13 protein-coding genes and 1 pseudogene are annotated in these 16,559 nt (G+C 71.9%); 7 read left to right on the top strand and 7 right to left on the bottom strand.

Annotation, left to right across the window (positions count from 1 at the left end; genetic code table 11):
• Positions 1-101: 101 nt before the first annotated feature.
• On the bottom strand, positions 102-1,328 hold the full coding sequence (locus ACWDEN_RS46460) for a glycoside hydrolase family 88 protein (RefSeq protein WP_351621581.1): 1,227 nt from the start codon (positions 1,326-1,328) through the stop codon (positions 102-104).
• A 270-nt stretch (positions 1,329-1,598) separates the two neighbouring features.
• Here ACWDEN_RS46460 and ACWDEN_RS46455 point away from each other — a divergent pair.
• The 5 genes and pseudogenes from ACWDEN_RS46455 (at position 1,599) to ACWDEN_RS46435 (ending at position 9,380) form a co-directional block, all read left to right on the top strand.
• A pseudogene (locus ACWDEN_RS46455) lies at positions 1,599-2,564 on the top strand (asparaginase).
• Positions 2,565-2,751: 187 nt separating this feature from the next.
• The gene (locus ACWDEN_RS46450) at positions 2,752-3,738 is read left to right on the top strand and encodes an ABC transporter ATP-binding protein (RefSeq protein WP_351621584.1); all 987 of its coding nucleotides are present in this window, start codon (positions 2,752-2,754) and stop codon (positions 3,736-3,738) included.
• Positions 3,735-5,093, top strand: coding sequence for an ABC transporter permease (locus ACWDEN_RS46445; RefSeq protein ID WP_450864072.1), 1,359 nt, complete (start codon positions 3,735-3,737; stop codon positions 5,091-5,093). The genes ACWDEN_RS46450 and ACWDEN_RS46445 overlap by 4 nt, the downstream gene beginning before the upstream one ends.
• Positions 5,094-5,097: 4 nt before the next feature.
• A complete protein-coding gene (locus ACWDEN_RS46440; protein ID WP_450864070.1) occupies positions 5,098-7,845 on the top strand; it encodes an alkaline phosphatase family protein in 2,748 nt (915 codons plus the stop codon).
• 140 nt (positions 7,846-7,985) lie between these two features.
• Positions 7,986-9,380 carry an FAD-binding oxidoreductase gene (locus ACWDEN_RS46435; RefSeq protein WP_450864068.1) on the top strand — a complete coding sequence of 465 codons (1,395 nt, stop codon included), beginning with the start codon at positions 7,986-7,988 and terminating at the stop codon, positions 9,378-9,380.
• 26 nt (positions 9,381-9,406) lie between these two features.
• Here ACWDEN_RS46435 and ACWDEN_RS46430 read toward each other — a convergent pair whose 3' ends face one another.
• Positions 9,407-10,669, bottom strand: coding sequence for an MFS transporter (locus tag ACWDEN_RS46430; RefSeq protein WP_450864066.1), 1,263 nt, complete (start codon positions 10,667-10,669; stop codon positions 9,407-9,409).
• Entirely contained in the window at positions 10,666-12,036 is a 1,371-nt protein-coding gene (locus tag ACWDEN_RS46425; RefSeq protein ID WP_450864064.1) for an MBL fold metallo-hydrolase, read from the bottom strand. Before ACWDEN_RS46425 ends, ACWDEN_RS46430 begins: the two co-directional genes overlap by 4 nt.
• Before the next feature lie 77 nt (positions 12,037-12,113).
• On the opposite strand from ACWDEN_RS46425, the gene ACWDEN_RS46420 reads away from it, so the two are divergent.
• Positions 12,114-12,797 (top strand): ArsR/SmtB family transcription factor, encoded by a 684-nt coding sequence (locus ACWDEN_RS46420; RefSeq protein ID WP_450864062.1) that lies wholly within the window; start codon positions 12,114-12,116, stop codon positions 12,795-12,797.
• Between the two features lie 136 nt (positions 12,798-12,933).
• Here the strand turns inward: ACWDEN_RS46420 and ACWDEN_RS46415 are convergent, their stop codons facing one another.
• The 3 genes from ACWDEN_RS46415 to ACWDEN_RS46405 all read right to left on the bottom strand — a co-directional run bounded on the left by ACWDEN_RS46415 (position 12,934) and on the right by ACWDEN_RS46405 (position 15,278).
• Positions 12,934-13,863 carry a pyridoxamine 5'-phosphate oxidase family protein gene (locus ACWDEN_RS46415; RefSeq protein ID WP_351621604.1) on the bottom strand — a complete coding sequence of 310 codons (930 nt, stop codon included), beginning with the start codon at positions 13,861-13,863 and terminating at the stop codon, positions 12,934-12,936.
• A gap of 114 nt (positions 13,864-13,977) precedes the next feature.
• On the bottom strand, positions 13,978-14,262 hold the full coding sequence (locus ACWDEN_RS46410; protein ID WP_351621607.1) for a DUF1876 domain-containing protein: 285 nt from the start codon (positions 14,260-14,262) through the stop codon (positions 13,978-13,980).
• Positions 14,263-14,459: 197 nt separating this feature from the next.
• The gene (locus ACWDEN_RS46405; RefSeq protein WP_351621608.1) at positions 14,460-15,278 is read right to left on the bottom strand and encodes a universal stress protein; all 819 of its coding nucleotides are present in this window, start codon (positions 15,276-15,278) and stop codon (positions 14,460-14,462) included.
• Positions 15,279-15,518: 240 nt separating this feature from the next.
• Between ACWDEN_RS46405 and ACWDEN_RS46400 the strand changes: the two genes are divergently transcribed.
• Positions 15,519-16,148, top strand: coding sequence for an MBL fold metallo-hydrolase (locus ACWDEN_RS46400; RefSeq protein WP_351621610.1), 630 nt, complete (start codon positions 15,519-15,521; stop codon positions 16,146-16,148).
• A 72-nt stretch (positions 16,149-16,220) separates the two neighbouring features.
• Here the strand turns inward: ACWDEN_RS46400 and ACWDEN_RS46395 are convergent.
• Positions 16,221-16,559: BON domain-containing protein (locus ACWDEN_RS46395; RefSeq protein ID WP_351621612.1), on the bottom strand; the 339-nt coding region annotated here is incomplete at its 5' end.

The raw sequence follows: 16,559 nt of genomic DNA, 5'->3' as shown, positions 1-16,559 counted from the left end.
ACACACCCACCCCGCCCCAAACCGTAGAATTCGTGTCGGTTCCGGGGGCGCCTAGGCGGGCAAATGCCTCGGCGGCTTCGGCGCACACCTGTGCCGGTGCCTCAGAGCGTCGACAGATCGATGGCCCGGTCGACGTCCTGCGGCCGCAGCACGCGCAGGATGCCCTCCAGCAGGTAGTAGTCCGCGTAGGGAAGGGAGATCTCGATTCCGTCCTCGGCCGGCCGGTTGCGGGTGCAGCGGGCGACTATCGCCTCGGCGCGGGTGGAGTTCCGCGTCAGGCAGGTCTCCGACAGCGCCGTGAGGATCCGCAGGGCGACCTGCCGGTACTCACGCCGGCCGGTCGCGGCGGACAGGTCGAGCAGCCCGCATGCCATGACCGCGCCCGCTGACGCGTCCTTGATGTCGTACGGGGCCTGCGGTGCACGGTAGTCCCACACCGGTATGTGATCCGGACTCAGCGCTCCCACCGCGAAGTCGGCGAGTCTGCGTGCCGTGGACAGAAACTGCCGATCTCCGGTACGGCGGTACATCGTGGTGAACCCGTAGACGCCCCAGGCCTGCCCGCGGGACCAGCAGGAGCTCGGGCTGTAGCCCTGGACCGTGTTCGGGCCGATCGGCGCCCCGGTGCCGGGGTCGAAGTCGAAGACATGAGGGGTCGAGCCGTCCGGCCGGGGAAAGACCCGTTGTGCCGTCCTGGCATGCTCGACGGCGATCCGCAGGTACTTCTCGTCGCCCGTCTGCCGGCCGGCAAAGGCCAGCAGGTCGAGGTTCATGATCGTGTCCATGATGACCCGGCCCGCGTTCTTCGGGTCGTCCGGCGCCCCCCAGGCCCGGATGAAGTGGCCGCGCGGGTTGTAGCGCTGGATGAGGGAGTCGGCCGCCTCGATCGCCCCCGCGCGCCAACTGCCGTCGCCCGTCAGGCGCCAGGCGGTGACCCAGGAGGGATAGAAGAGGAATCCGAGGTCGTGGGTGGTGGTGTCGTACCGGCGCGGAGCGAGTCCGCGGGCGGAGTCGAGCGCCAGCGTGCGGAACGCGTCGTCTCCGCTGTGGAGATACGCCATCCACAGCGTCCCCGGCCAGAACCCGCCGACCCAGTCACCGTTCTGGGAGTAGGTCCACTTCTCGAACTTCGTGCCGACGGGAAACCCGGTCACCCCCGGCGCGACGGCGCGCAGTTTCTCCACCGCGTAGTCGGCCGCCGCGCGAAGCGACCGCGCAGCCGGTGCCGGTCCCTGGCCGCCTGACGCCTCCGCGGCCTGCGCGGGGGAGACGGCGGTCGCCGTGGCTCCGGCTGCCACGGCGAGCACGGTGCGCCGGGACATGCTCATGGACAGTCCTCCAAGTAGGCGGAACGGCAGGGGCGTTGAGGGAGTCTGGCACGGTGGCGGTCCTGCCGTACACCCACATGTGCAGAGTTCGTGTATGTGAATGAGTCGGGTGGCCGGGAATCCCTGCTGCTCGCGGCGCACGACTCGGGCACCGGTACCGTGCGGAGCGATCCGCTCATCCGGCCGGTATGTCCGGCGATCCGGAAGACGGTCGGGCGGGTCGAACCCGGATTCCCCCGCGGAAGGTGACCGCCGATGTCCCAGCCCGCCATGACCGCACCCGACGCGAGCACGTCGGCCGCCCCGGTCCTCGCCGAGGTCGTCCGCTCCGGATTCGTCGAGGGGCGGCACCGGGGCAGCGTGATACTGCTCGCCGCAGACGCCTCGGTGGAGTGGGAGACCGGCGACGTGACGTCCCCCGTCTTTCCGCGTTCCGCCAACAAGCCGATGCAGGCGGCGGGCGTGCTGCGGGCCGGACTCGGCCTCGGGGGAGAACGGCTGGCCCTGGCCGCCGCGAGCCACTCCGGCGAGCCGTTCCACCGCGACCTGGTGCGCGCCATGCTCGACGAGCACGGCCTGACCCCGGAGCGCCTTCGGTGCCCGGCCGCCCTCCCGCTGGATCAGGAGGAGCAGGAGGCCTGCCTGGCGGCCGGGGGCCGGCGCGATCGCGTGGCCGTGAACTGTCCCGGCAAACACACGGCGATGCCGGCCGCCGCCGCGCTCCGGGACTGGCCGCTGGAGTCCTACCTCGACCCGGACCATCCGCTCCAGCGCGCCATCCGCACCGTCGTGGAGGAGGCGGCCGGTGAACCGGTGGCCGCCGTCGGGGTGGACGGCTGCGGGGCGCCCCTGATGGCGATCAGCCCGACCGGCCTCGCCCGTGCCTTCCGCTCCTTCGTCCTCGCCGCACCCGGCACACCCGAACGGCGGGTCGCCGACGCCATGCGCGCCCACCCCGAGTGCGTCGCCGGCACCCGACGCCACGACACCTGGCTCATGAAGGACATACCGGGCGCCCTGTCGAAGGTGGGTGCGGAGGCCGTACAGGCCCTTGCCCTGCCCGACGGACGTTCCCTGGCCCTCTAGGTCGAGGACGGTGGAGTCCGGGCCCTCGGTCCCGTCCTGGCCCGCGCGTTGAACCTGATGGGGGTGACGGCAGCCGTCGTGGCCCGCGTCGGCCGTGCGCCGGTGCTGGGCGGAGGGCGGGAGGTGGGGGAGGTGCGCGTGGCGTTCTGACCGGGCGCCCGGTGGTGTTGGGTAACGTTCGGTCAGGTTCCTTACAAAGTCCTGTATTGAGGGGGATGTCCGGTTATCCATGGGGTGGACGACGGTTGACTTCCGTTCCATGAGCGTTCAACTCGCGATTGCTGTGAGTGTGATGTGCCCTCCTTAGGGTCCTTGAGGCTTTCGAAAGAAGGGGCTCATGGACTCACTCCGTGCGATCCGGGCTCGTGGGATCAGCAAGTGTTTCGGTGATGTCGTCGCCCTCGACGGCATCGATCTGGATGTGGCACAGGGACAGATCCACGGCCTGGTGGGCCCGAACGGTGCCGGGAAGACGACCCTGCTCGGGCTTCTGCTCGGCCTGGCCGTGGCCGACAGCGGACGCCTAGAGATCCTCGGTACGCCGGTGGGCAGGACCTTCGCCGCTCCCGACGGAGTCGCCGGGTTCGTGGACGGACCGGGGCTCTACCCCTCGCTCACCGCCAGGCAGAACCTGGCCGCGCTGGCCGCTCTCCGGGGTCGCGACGCCCGTACGGCGGGCATCGACGAGGTGCTCGACCAGGTCGGGCTCACCGATGTCGCAGACGACCGGACCCGCGGCTTCTCCCTGGGCATGCGCCAACGGCTCGGCCTCGCCGCCGCCCTGCTGACCAAGCCCCGGCTGCTCGTGCTCGACGAACCCTCCAACGGCCTCGATCCGGCCGGCAAGAAACATGTGCACGGTGTCCTCACGCGGCTCGTGGCGGAGGGGACCAGCGTCGTGCTGTCGAGCCACCGCATGGACGACCTCGAGGCACTGTGTTCCGAGGTCACCATCCTCGCCACCGGACGGATCGTCTTCTCCGGCCCGTTGAGCAAGCTGGCCGCCGAGAACCGTGAACTGGACTACCGGCTGCTCACCTCCGACCCGCAGACCGCCCGCCGGCTGGCCGCCGGCACACCCGGGATCCACGTCGTCGATGACGCCGTAGGACGTCAGGGCGCCGAGGTGCTCGTCGTGCGCGCCCTGGTGCCGGCCCTCGACGAACTGGTGGTGCGGCTCGTGCAGTCGGGCATCGCCCTGCGTGAACTCGCCCCCGTGGTCTCCCCGCTCGAGGCCGCTTTCCTGGCCCTGACCGAGCAGCAACAGCGAGCCGGGACCCGGCCCCAGGAGACCGACACCCAGCCGCAGGAGGCCGGCCGATGACCGCGACCGTCGTCGCCCCCGAACCCACCACCGGCGCCGGCCGCGTCTCGGTGGCCCGCGGCTACCGCTTCGAACTGGTCAAACTCGTCTCGCAATGGCGGATCCGCCTGCTGGTGATCGCCTGCTGGATCGCACCGGGGCTCTTCGTCGCCGGGGTGAGCCAGCAGAGCACGCTCCCCGCCGACACGCTCTTCGGGCGCTGGATGCTCGCCACCGGCTGGGCCGGTCCCCTGGTGATCCTCGGCTTCTCCGGCACCTGGGCGCTCCCGCTGCTGACCTCCGTGGTGGCCGGAGACGTGTTCGCCTCCGAGGACCGGCTCGGCACCTGGCGTCACCTGCTCGTGGCCGTCCGCTCGCCTCGCCGGATCTTCGCGGCCAAGGCACTGGCGAGTCTCACCGTCATCCTGCTGCTCGTGGCCGGGCTGGCCGCCTCCAGCACGGTCGGCGGGCTCGTGGCGGTCGGCAACCGTCCGCTGGTCGGCCTCGACGGCCACCTGCTGGCCCCGGGGGACGCGGCCGGCCAGGTGATGCTCGCCTGGGCCTGCGTGCTCGCCCCGACGCTGGCCCTCGCGGGGATCGGCCTTCTCGGCTCGGTCGTCCTGGGCCGGTCCCCGATGGGACTGCTGCTCCCGGCGGTCGTCGCACTGGCCATGCAGCTGGCGCAGATGCTGCCGCTGCCCGTCGCCCTGCGAATCGCCCTGCCCAGCTGGGCGTTCATCTCCTGGAACGGACTGTTCACCAGCCCGGCACAGCTCGGCCCACTGGTGATCGGCCTCGTGGTCAGCCTGCTGTGGGCGGTGACGGCGACAGCGCTGGCCTATCTGCTCTTCCTGCGCCGCGACTTCACCAACCTGACCGACGACGGCTCGGGGCGCCGCGCGGTCACCGCCGGCCTCCTGCCGCTCGTCGGACTGGCCGGCGCGACCGTCGCCGTCGTCGCCTCGGCGACCGGGGCGACGGGTTCCGGGATCTCGCAGGACAAGGTACAGCGCTCCCTCGCCACGGAGTTCGCCCACCTCTATCGCATGCAGACCAGGCAGCTCAACCGCCCTGCCGTCACCGAAGCGCAGCTGAGGGCCACGGCGACCTGCAACAAGGGCAGTGTCAGGGTCGCCGCCGAAGGCCCCGGCAACGACTGGCGCTGCGTCGTGTCCTGGCATCTCCCCGACGTCGAGGCCACCGGGACGGCCATCTACCAGCTCGACGTCACCTCCGACGGGCGGTTCGTGGCCGACGGCGACGGACCGAAGGAAGTGAACGGCTACTTCCTGGTGCAGACCCCGACCGGGGACGCACCGAACCCTCTTTGGCAGTTCGACGGCAACGTCGTACTTCTCAGCACCTCGAAGGGATGACTCCATGCAGGTAACCCGCCACCGCCGGGCTGTGGAGACGGAGTTCCTCGGTAGACGCCTCGGGCGCCGGACCAGCCTCACCGCGATCGCCACAGCGGTGGTCCTCGCCACCACCGCCGGCATCGGTTACGCCCAGACCCACCAGTTCGGCACCGACCAGGTCGGCCAGACGACCGACCGGGGCCAGGTCATCTCCAGCGACCAGTACCTCGCCCCGTACGGCGAGCGCCTCGTCCTCAACAACGGCAAGATCATGTCGTCCTCGCCCAGCCCGGACGGCACCCACCTCGCGGCAGCGGTCACCGACGGCGGCAGCGCGCTGGCCATCGTCGACGTGAAGAACTGGAAGGTCCAGCAGGTCGTCGGCACCGCCGCCACCTCGACCCCGCGCCTGAGCAGCAACTCCGTGGGCCAGGAAGGCCCCACCTACTCTCCCGACGGCAAGCAGCTGTGGCTGGGCCAGACCGACGGCTACACCAAGTTCACGGTCAACCCGGACGGCACCGTCGCCGACCCGACGGCCGTGACCATCCCGGCGGACGGCTCCAAGCACGCGCTGGTGGGCCAGGCGGTGTTCTCCGCCGACGGCTCCACCGTGTACTCGGCGGTCAACGGCCAGAACCGGGTGGTCGCCATCGACGCGGCGACCGGCGCCGTCAAGCAGAGCTGGACCGTGGGCAACGCGCCGCGCGACATGGTCATGGTCGGCAGCAAGCTCTACGTCAGCAACGAGGGCGGCCGTCCGGCCCGGTCCGGCGACACCACCATGAACTCGTACGGCACCCAGGTGCCGGCCAACCCGAGGACGGGCGCCAGCACCACCGGTACGGTCAGCGTCATCGACCTGGCGAACCCGGCCGCGGCTCCCTCGAGCATCGACGTCGGCCTGCACCCGACCGCCCTGTACGCCAAGGGCAGGGCGCTGTTCGTCACCAACACGGCCGGCAACGACGTCTCGGTCATCGACACCGGCAAGAACAAGGTCGTGCAGACCATCGACACCCGGCCGTGGCCGGAGGCGTCCGTGGGCTACGAGCCCAACGCGGTGACGCTCACCGACGACGGCCGTCTGCTGGTGACCCTCGGCCGTGCCAACGCGGTCGCCGTCTACCGGTACCGGAGCCCGCTGGAGCCGGTGAGCTACGTCGGCCTGCTCCCGACGGACTACTTCCCCGCGGAGATCACCACCGTCGGCAACCAGGTGCTGGTCTCCAACACCCGTGGTATCGACGCCCGTCGCCCGAACAATCCCGCCGGGCACGGCACCCACGACACCACGTCGAGCGTACAGCGGTTCACCCTGCCGGACGACAGCGTCATCAGGTCCGAGACGGCCAAGGTCTTCCGGCAGAACGGCTGGACCCCCGGCTCGGTCTCGCTGGCCAAGGGCGGGAGCAAGGCGTGGCCGGTGCCGGTGCCGCAGCGGCTCGGCGACCCCTCGACGATCAAGCACGTCTTCCTGATCGTCAAGGAGAACCGGACCTACGACCAGGTCTTCGGTGACATGCCGCAGGGCAACGGCGACCCGTCGGTGACGCAGTTCGGCGAGAACGTGACGCCGAACCAGCACGCCCTGGCCAGGCAGTTCGGCCTGTACGACAACACGTACGACATCGGCACCAACTCCGCCGAGGGCCACAACTGGCTGATGCAGGCCGACGACCCGGAGTACACCGAGTCCTCGGCCGGTGAGTACGCGCGCAGCTACGACACCGAGAACGACGTCCTCGGTCACCAGAAGTCCGGCTTCATCTGGACCGGTGCCCAGGCGGCCGGGAAGTCCGTGCGAGACTTCGGCGAGTTCCAGTCGATCGAGAGCAAGCCGGCCGGCGCGACCTGGCAGAACCTGTACTGCGACGCCAAGAACATGGACGCGACCGGCCAGCCCACCGCGTACCCCATACAGACGGGTTCGGCGATCCCGTCGCTCAACTCCGTCTCGGTGCCCGGCTTCCCGCTGTTCGACCTCGACGTCCCGGACATCTACAAGTACCAGATCTGGAAGCAGGACTTCGAAAAGAACGGCCCGGCCAACCTGAACATGTTCTGGCTCTCCAACGACCACACCGGTGGTCCGGCGAGCCCGGCGGCCGAGGTGGCGGACAACGACCTCGCGGTCGGCAGGATGGTCGACGAGATCTCCCACAGCAAGTACTGGAAGGACTCGGCGATCTTCGTCGTCGAGGACGACTCCCAGGCGGGTCTCGACCACGTCGACGGCCACCGTGCCCCGATCCAGATCATCAGCCCCTGGGCCCAGCACGGCACCGTCGACAACCACTACTACTCGCAGATCACGATGATCCGCACCATCGAGCAGATCCTCGGGATCCACCCGATGAACCAGAAGGACAGCGCGGCCAGCCCGATGCGCGGGGCGTTCACCCGGCGCCCGGACTACACGCCGTTCAAGGCGGTGCCCAACCGGACCCCGCTGACCGACGGCCTGAAGACGCCGCCCTCCTGCGGCGTGGACACCCCGGCGGCGCAGGACCCGAAGGCGGCGGCCGTCCCGGCGGCGAAGGTCCCGGCGGACATGCAGAAGCTCGCCGCGGAGTGGGACGCCTGGAAGTCGAAGCAGCGGCTGACCGGGCCGCACGCCGTGCCCGACTACGCCAACCCCGCGCAGATGAACCACTTCACGTGGTACCAGACGCACAACTGGCAGACGCCGTACCCCGGTGAGAGGAAGATCTACGCACCGAACGACGTGCCGGGTGCCTACATCCCGTCGTCGGAGTCCGACGGCTGACGCAGGCTGACCCGTCGAGGACCCCTGGCCGGCCGTCGCCGGCCAGGGGTCCTCGACGTTCCCGCGGGCTCGTGTCCCCGACGCCGACGTGCGGGGTGCGGTGGGCGGGTGAAGACTGAAGACGGAAAAGGTACGCGGTCATGAACACCATCGACGCAACGGCTGCCGGCGCTCTGCGCGAGGCACTGCGGGGATCCGTCATCACGCCGCAGGACCCCGGCTACGACGCGGCCCGCAGCATCTACAACGCCATGATCGACCGGCGGCCGGCCGCCTTCGCCGAGTGCGTGGACGTGGCGGACGTGCGGGCGGTGATCTCCTTCACCCGGGACACCGGCGTCGAGCTCGCGGTGCGCGGCGGCGGCCACAGCGGCCCGGGCCTGTGTCTGGTCGACGACGGACTCGTCCTCGATCTGTCCCCGATGCGCTGGGTCAGGGTGGACCCGGAGACGGACACCGCCCAGGTGGGCGGCGGCAGCCTGCTCGGCGATCTCGACCACGCGACACACGCCTTCGCGCGCGCCGTACCGGCGGGGATCATGTCGACCACGGGCGTCGGCGGTCTCACCCTGGGCGGCGGCCACGGGCACCTCAGCCGCAGGTACGGCCTGACGATCGACAGCCTGCTGTCGGCCGACGTCGTCCTCGCCGACGGCAGCTATGTCACCGCGTCCCCGGACAATCACCCGGAGCTGTTCTGGGCGCTGCGGGGCGGGGGCGGCAACTTCGGCGTGGTGACGTCGTTCACCTTCCGCCTGCACCCGGCCGGCACCGTCGGGGTCGCCGTGACGGTGTGGCCGGTCGACCGGACCCCCGAAGTGCTGCGCTGGTACCGGGAGTTCCTGCCCGCCGCGCCGGACGAGCTCAGCGGGTTCTTCCTCCTCCTCGTCATACCGCCCGGACCGCCCTTCCCCGAGCCGATTCACGGGCAGAAGATGTGCGGGGTCGTGTGGTGCTACACGGGCGACCTCTCCGACGAACGCCTGACGGAGGTGTTCGCCGCGGTGAACGACCCGGCGCCGCCGGCCTTCCACTTCGCCACCCCGACGCCGTACCCCGTCCTGCAGACCATGTTCGACGAGCTGATCCCCAAGGGACTGCAGTGGTACTGGCGCGGCGACCTCTTCGACGGCCTCTCCGACGCCGCGATCGACGTGCACCACGAGTACGGCGAGAACCTTCCGACCGGTCTGTCGACCATGCACCTCTACCCGGTTGACGGGGCGGCCCACCAGGCCGGCGCCGACGACACGGCCTGGGCCTACCGGGACGCCGTGTGGTCCGGCATCATCGCCGGCATCGACCCGGACCCCGCCGCCGAGGCCATCCGGCGGTGGTGCGTCGACTACTGGACCGACCTGCACCCCCACTCCATGGGCGGCTCCTACGTCAACTTCATCGGCCCCGGGGAGAGCCAGGAACGGGTCCGGACCACCTACCGCGGCCACTACGACCGCCTGGCCGCGGTCAAGCGCGCCTACGACCCGGACAACCTGTTCCACGTCAACCAGAACATCCCGCCGGCCCCGGAGTGACCGGGGCGCGCATACCTTGAGCCGCGTCAGCGGCCGCCGTCGTGTTCGCTGATCCAGCGGGCGGCGAGCAGCCCCGAGCCGGCGGTGAGGGCTGCGGCGGCGATGACCGTGGCGTTCAGGCCGAGGGCGTCGGCGAGGATGCCCGCGACGAGGGCGCCCACGGCGTAGCCGATGTCACGCCAGAATCGGTAGGTGCCCAGCGCGCCCGTCCGCCAGGCCGGGTGCGCGTGGTCGGAGACCGACGCGATCAGGGCCGGGTAGACCATGGCGGTGCCGAGCCCGAGCGCGACGGAGGAGAGGACGCCCGCCAGCAGAGGGGTGTCCAGCAGGGCGAGGGCGAGGACGAATCCGGCGGCCTGGACGAGCATGCCGGTGACGATCAGCGGTTTGCGGCCGATCCGGTCGGAGAGGTGACCGGTGGGGATCTGGCCGAGGCCCCAGAGTATGGGGTACAGGCCCTTGACGAGGCCGACGGCGGCGAGGCCCAGACCGTGCTCGGTGAACAGCAGCGGGAAGACGCCCCAGGTGAGGCCGTCGTTGAGGTTGTTGACCAGGCCGGCCTGGCTGGCCCCGCGCAGGGACCGGTGGTGCCAGGACGTCCGGGCGAAGGTGGGTCCCAGGGCGGTGCTCTCGCCGGATGCCAGCGGCTTGGTGTGCCGGGAGAGTTCGAGGGCGACGTGCGCGGCGGTGTCCCGCACGATCAGGGCGAGGCCGAGCCCGGCGGAGACGAAGACGACACCGATGAGTTCCGGTACCGGGCGCAGGCCGTACACGGTGGCGAGATATCCGGTGACCAGGGCGGTGGTGCCGACGGCGGTGTAGCCGGCCGCCTCGTTCAGGCCGGTGGCCAGTCCTCGCCGGGCGGGGCCGACGAGGTCGATCTTCATGTTGACGGTCATCGACCAGGTCAGGCCCTGGTTGAGGCCGAGCAGGACGTTCGCGGCGACGATCCAGCCCCATGACGGTGCCCAGGCGAGGGCGAACGGTACGGGGACGCCGATGAGCCAGCCCGCCACCAGGAGCTGTTTGCGGCGGAAGCGGGCCGTGAGCGCGCCGGCTGCGAGGTTGGTGAGGGCCTTGGTCAGGCCGAAGGCGATGATGAAGGAGAAGACGGCCAGGTCATTGGTCAGGCCGAAGGTGCGGGCGCCGATGAGCGGGACGGTCGTGCGTTCCAGGCCGACCAGGCCGCCCACGCAGACGTTCACGACGACCAGCAGCGTGAACTGCGGCCAGTTCTCGCGCAGTCCCAGCCGAACAGGCCTGGCCGCGGACTCGGTGGTCGCGCTCATCCGGCGCCGCCCTCGGTGAGCCGGCGGCCGTGGGCGGCGGCGTAGTCGCCGGGACTACCGTTCAGGACGGTCAGGCCGGTGTGCCCGGCACGCTCCAGGACACTGGCGGCGGTCATGGCGCGCTCGCCGTGTCCGCAGCCCACCACCGCGCCCTCGGGGACCTCGGCGGCGTGGGCGGCGAGGACGCCGAGTTCGAGGTGGCGGGCGCCGGGGACGTGTCCGGCGGCGTACTCGGCCGTCTGCCGGACGTCGAGGTACGGGGCGGCCGGCGCCCGGTCGGGGGTGACGAACGCGGTGGCCGAGGTGGGCAGGCCGGCCTGCTGCCAGGCGGTCATGCCTCCCGAGAGACGGCCGGCGAGACGCTCGTAACCGATCTTGTACGCCTGCCAGACGATCTCCGACAGGTCCTGGTCCGCGCCGGTGACGAAGGCGAGGGGGGCCTCGCCGGGCAGCAGCCAGCCCAGCCAGGTGGCGAACTGGGCGCGCAGCGGGATGGAGACCGACCCCGGTATGTGGGCGGCGGCGTACTGGGCCGCAGGACGGACGTCGACGACATGGCCGCCCTCGGCGAGCAGCGCGCCCACCTGCCCGGTCTCCAGGGCGGGCAGCGTCGGCGCGGCGGTCAGGACGGCCGGGCCGCGCCGGTTGACGGCCGCGAGCCGGTCGAAGTAGGCGGGGTAGCTGCCGAGGCTCGCGGTCAGCCGGGACACGAAGCTGTCCTCGTCGGGTGCGGCGAGCAGAGGGTTGGCCCGCTTCTCGGCGCCGATGGTGGTGGTGCGCTCGGTCCCGGGCGGCGCCGAGCAGAAGGAGCCGGCTCCGTGGGTGGGCCACACCGCGGTCTCGTCCGGCAGCCGGGTCAGCCGCCGCAGGGAGCGGTACTGCGCGCGGGCCAGCTCCTCCGTGCGGTCGGCGCCGAGCAGGTCGGTGCGCGCGGCGGAGTTCACGATCAGCGAGCCGCCGGTGAACACCCCGAGCGGGCGGCTGCCGTCCAGCAGCAGGAAGGACAGGTGCTCGTCGGTGTGTCCGGGGGTGGCCAGGGCGCGCAGGGTCAGCCCGCCCAGGTCGACCTCGTCGCCGTCCGCGAGACCCCGGTGCGGGAAGGCGCGGCGGCCGGCGGCTGAGGCCAGCACGGTGGCACCGTGGTCATGGCCGAGCTGGACGGCACCGGAGAGGAAGTCGGCGTGCAGATGGGTGTCGGCGGCGTACGCGACGCGCAGCCCGAGCCGGGTGGCCGCGGCGTGCAGCGCCCGCAGGTCGCGGCTCGCGTCCACGGCCAGGGCACGGCCGTCGCCCAGATCGACGAGGTAGGCGCTGTTGCCCAGCCCCGCGTCCACCAGCGGGATCAGATGGTCGTCGGCAAAGTCCACGGCAGTTCCTCCAGGGCCCGGTCCTCATGTCGCCACTCCATCCTCTACGATATTCCATGGATATATGGAGGATGGACATGGCGGAGATCACGGCAACCGGCTCCAAGGCCCGGCTGTACGACGCGTTCGCGGCCAGCGGGAAGGCGCTGGCCAGCGGAAAACGCCTGGAACTGCTCGATCTGCTGGCCCAGGGCGAGCGGACCGTCGATGCCCTGGCGAAGGCGGCCGGGCTGAACCTGACCACCGCGTCGGCCCACCTGCAGACGCTCAAGCAGGCCGGATTCGTCGCCACCCGCAGAGAGGGTGTGCGCATCCACTACCGGCTCGCCGGCGACGACGTGGCCCGGCTGTTCGCCCTGCTGCGCAATGTCGCCGAGAACCACCAGGCCGCCGTGCCGGCCGCCCGTGACGCCTACCTCGGTGACGACGGCGCCGTGGAGGTCAGCCGCGAGGAACTCCACGCCCGCGTCGCGGCGGGGGGTGTGACGGTGCTCGATGTGCGGCCGGTCGAGGAGTACCGGGCCGGGCACATCCCCGGCGCGATCTCCATCCCGGTCGGCGAACTGGCCGACCGTATCAACGAGTTGCCGGAGGACTCCGAGATCGTCGTGTACTGCCGCGGCGAGTACTGCGTCCTCGCCTACGACGCGGTCCGCCTCCTGACCGACCGCGGGCGACGCGCCATCCGCCTCAACGACGGCATGCTCGAATGGCGCCTGGCCGACCTGCCCGTGGACGGCGCGTCCGGCACACACACGTGATGCGGCCGACGTCCACGGCGGCGCGAGTCCGCATGGGCTCCGCCGTGACCTCCCGGACAGCCCGCTCCGTGCGGCCTCGACCGCCGCCGGCACCGTCGTGTCGCCTGCCCGTCGCCTCGGCGCGGCTGACGGTCGGCTACGGCCTCTGCCGCTCGGCCGGGCCGATCCGGCGGCCCGTGAGGCTCGTGGGCCGGATCGACACCCACATCTCGCGGCCACCGCCCGCCCATGGCGTGGCGTGGGCCTGCCGGGTGAGTCTCCGTACGGTGTCCGGGTCCGTCACGACGCTCGCCGGGCCGACCGCGAGCACGCTCCAGCCCTGGCTCAGGGCCTCGTCCACGTGATCGACCTCGAAGGCGACCTCCCGTTCGGCGGCCGCCGCGGCCACGGAATCGGGCGCCGTCCGGAAGACGATGGTGTCGTCGACGACGTCGTAGTTGACCGGGACGACTGCCGGGCGGCCGTCGGGCGTCGACACCGAGACGCGTCCCACGCCGTGCGTGGACAGCAGCGTGCGGCATTCCTCCGGGGTGAGGTCGCGCAGCTCGGGATGCAGCAGCGCGTAGCCCTGACCGGGCGGGAGGTCGATGCCGCCACCGCGCAGGGCGGCGACCGTGGTGCCCAGCGCGTCGGCCAGCCGGACGAGCGTCGCCAGGGTCGGGTCGGCGGGCCGTTCCTCGAGGTACGCCAGGTAGTCGGGCGACATCCGGGCGCGGCCGGCCGTCTCCTCGCGGCTGAGGCCCCGCTTCCTGCGTTCGAGGGCCACGCGCCGGCCGATGTCACCGGGGTTGGCCGCCCTTTGCGGTGGGGCGGCGCGGGACACGGTGGTCACGTCACCGGTGCCCCTTCGTGGCTCGTGCGGGGCCGCGGGCCGTTCGTGGTGCAGGGGACGGACGTGTGCGTCGGGTCCGGGAAACACCAGGGTCACTTCGTCCGTGTCCGACCAGTGCACGTCGTAGGGAGGCGTTCCGTCCGCGTGGTGGAGTCCCACGATCTCGCCGTCGCGCCTGGCGGCACCGGTCGCCGGACTTTCCACGATGAGCTGGTCGCCGAGGTGAGCTCGCATGGTCGCCGCCCTCTCCTCAGAATGGTGCTGTATCCAACCTGCCACGCCGGGCACATCCTGCAACGCACGGACGAGGTCGGGCATCCCCGGGTCGGCACCTGACGGGTGCCGGGTTCACACCGGCCGCGCAGCGGGCCGGCGGGTGCCCTGCCCGGGCGCCGTTCCCTGCATGTCACGTTCGGCGGCGCTCAGCAACTGGTGGGCGAGGTCGACCATGGCCCGGCCGGCCGCCAGTTCGTCGCCGATCTCCGGCACGTTCATGTCCGCCGGATGGCAGTGCGCGCTTCCGTGGGCGGAGAGAGCGGTGGTGCCGGTGTTCAGCACCACATGTGCCTTCGTCGTTCCGTCGTCGTCCTCGAAGAGGTCGAGGCGGACCTGCCACTGCGCCGTGTGCGACATGATGTTCCTCCTCGCCTCGGTCCGACGACCGGTACATCGTCCGGCCGCCGGCGAGCCGCTGGTCGGTCCCCCCCCTCCCCGTTCCATCATCGTCCGGCGGCGGCCTCGGGTCACAGGGCCGAACGTCCCTGAGGGACCGACGCCCGCTCCGGGAGACCGCCCTACGGCCCGCTCGTCCGCGGTCGCTTCGTCGGCGGTCACACCTGGGGAACGACCGCGACAGGGCACGGCGCGTGATGCAGTACCGCGTGATTGACCAGGCCCAGTTGCAGACCGGGATGCCCAAGTCGCCGCCGGGCGCCCACGATCAACAGGTCCGCCCCTGACGCGGCGTCCAGCAGCGCCCGGCGCGCCGGTGCCTCGATCACCCGCCGGATCACCGGGGTGTCGCGGTACCGGCCGGCCACCCCGCGCAGGGTGTCGTCGAGCACCTGAGCCGGCGGGCGCACATGGGCCTCCAGGGGCCACGACGGGGCTTGGGGCGTCGTGCACGCACCCGGCGGTGCGCTCCAGGCATGCACCGCCACGAGGCGGCAGTGGCGCACCTGGGCCTCCCGGCAGGCGAACTCCACCGCTGTGCCGCTGCAGTGTTCGTCCTCCACTCCGACGACGACGCTGCCGAAGCGTGCTTCGCGGTGCTCCTGCCCGCCGCGGACCACGACGACCGGGCAGTCGGCTCGTGCCGCCACGGCGAGGCCGACGGAGCCCAGGAGCATGCCGGCGAGGCCTCCGAGACCCCGGGACCCCAGCACCAACGCGAAGGCACTGCGCCCCAGGTCGACCAGGGCGGACGCCGCTTCCCCATGGACCACGTCGCCGGACAGCCGAACCGTGGGGGCACTCTTCCTGGCACGTGCCGAGGCAGCGCCGAGCACGTCGGCCGCGTCACGGTCCCCGGCCGCCGCGTGCAGGAGATGCAGCGGCACGCCGTGCCGGACGGCCTCGGAGGCGCCCCAGCCGACCGCCTCCAGGCCGGCCTCGGATCCGTCGACACCGACCACCAGGGGAATCGTCACCGCCCCTGTCTCCTCTCGTGCCGGGCCCGCCGCCCCGGCCTCTCCAGCTTCTTACGGGCCGGAGGCCATCGCCATGCGACCCGTTCGCCAGAGGTGTGCGGCGTGCGGGTCGGGCCGGGCGGCGGGCCGCGACGCTGGGGGGAACGGCCCGGCACGTCGCCGGGTGGCCGGGATTCACGGCTGCCGCGTGCCTGGGACGATGCGGGAGAGGAACGGTCCACGTTCCCGGGAGGTGGCGGTATGACGCGTCGGCTCCGGCTCACGCTGCTGGGCGTGGGCGCCATGGCGTCCCCGCGTTACGCCCCGGCCGGCCTGCTGATCGCCTACGGCCGCCGGCGCGTCGTCTTCGACGGGGGACCCGGCGCGGAGCCGCCCGAGGGCCGGCTGGACGCCTGGCTCGTCACCGACGAGCAGGCCGAGCTGCGCTCCGCCCTGCGGCGTCTGGCCGCCGAGCGCGGCCTGGTGCCGCGCATGACGGACATGGACCTCGGCGAGTTGCGCATCCGCGCGTTGCCGGTCGCGCACACCTCCCATCCCACCTGCGGCTACCGCATCGAGGGAGAGCCGGGCACGGCGGTGTGGGCACCGGAGTTCCGGTCCTTCCCGGCCTGGGCGGCGGACGCGGACCTGATGTTCGCGGAAGCCTCGTCCTGGGACCGCCCCATCCGCTTCCGCGGTGGGGTGGGCGGGCACGCCCCCGTACGGGACGTCGGCGTGGAAGCGGCCCGGAACCGGGTCGGACGCCTGGTCTACGCCCACATCGGCCGCCCCTGCCTCCGGGCCATGGACGTCGGCCTGACCCCCGAACACGGGGAATGGGGACGAGAGGGCCGTACGTACCTCCTCCCCACACGCCCGCGGGCACGCTGAGCGTCGTGCTCCGCCCCCGATGCCCCGGCAGGCGTACGAACGGAATCACGACGCGTGGCCCGACTCCGCCGGCTACTGCGCCGCCCCGCCGTGCGCGAGGTCGAACCGCACGTCCACCACGCCCTCCACGGCCCGCACCAGGCGTGCCGCCAGGGGGACGAGCGAGGTGTCGCGGATCCGGCCGGTGAGGGTGACGACTCCGTCGTGCACCTCCGCCCGGAGGTCCGACGACGAAGGCGGCAGCAGGCGCGCCACGATCTCGTGCCGGACCTCCTCGGCGATGTCGTCGTCGTCGCGCAGGAAGACCTTGAGCAGGTCGGCGCGGCTGACGATGCCCGCCAGCAGCCCGGCGTCGTCCACGACCGGCAGCCTCTTGACCCCCTCCTGTGCCATGGTGCGCGCGGCCTCGGC

This window comes from Streptomyces sp. NPDC001153, assembly GCF_053598315.1.
This window is presented reverse-complemented; position numbering and strand designations above follow the sequence as displayed.

Bases quoted from the DNA above. Each gene is read 5' to 3' on its own strand.
- ACWDEN_RS46460 (WP_351621581.1), bottom strand. From the start codon at position 1,328: ATGAGCATGTCCCGGCGCACCGTGCTCGCCGTGGCAGCCGGAGCCACG.
- ACWDEN_RS46450 (WP_351621584.1), top strand. From the start codon at position 2,752: ATGGACTCACTCCGTGCGATCCGGGCTCGTGGGATCAGCAAGTGTTTC.
- ACWDEN_RS46445 (WP_450864072.1), top strand. From the start codon at position 3,735: ATGACCGCGACCGTCGTCGCCCCCGAACCCACCACCGGCGCCGGCCGC.
- ACWDEN_RS46440 (WP_450864070.1), top strand. From the start codon at position 5,098: ATGCAGGTAACCCGCCACCGCCGGGCTGTGGAGACGGAGTTCCTCGGT.
- ACWDEN_RS46435 (WP_450864068.1), top strand. From the start codon at position 7,986: ATGAACACCATCGACGCAACGGCTGCCGGCGCTCTGCGCGAGGCACTG.
- ACWDEN_RS46430 (WP_450864066.1), bottom strand. From the start codon at position 10,669: ATGAGCGCGACCACCGAGTCCGCGGCCAGGCCTGTTCGGCTGGGACTG.
- ACWDEN_RS46420 (WP_450864062.1), top strand. From the start codon at position 12,114: ATGGCGGAGATCACGGCAACCGGCTCCAAGGCCCGGCTGTACGACGCG.
- ACWDEN_RS46415 (WP_351621604.1), bottom strand. From the start codon at position 13,863: ATGCGAGCTCACCTCGGCGACCAGCTCATCGTGGAAAGTCCGGCGACC.
- ACWDEN_RS46410 (WP_351621607.1), bottom strand. From the start codon at position 14,262: ATGTCGCACACGGCGCAGTGGCAGGTCCGCCTCGACCTCTTCGAGGAC.
- ACWDEN_RS46400 (WP_351621610.1), top strand. From the start codon at position 15,519: ATGACGCGTCGGCTCCGGCTCACGCTGCTGGGCGTGGGCGCCATGGCG.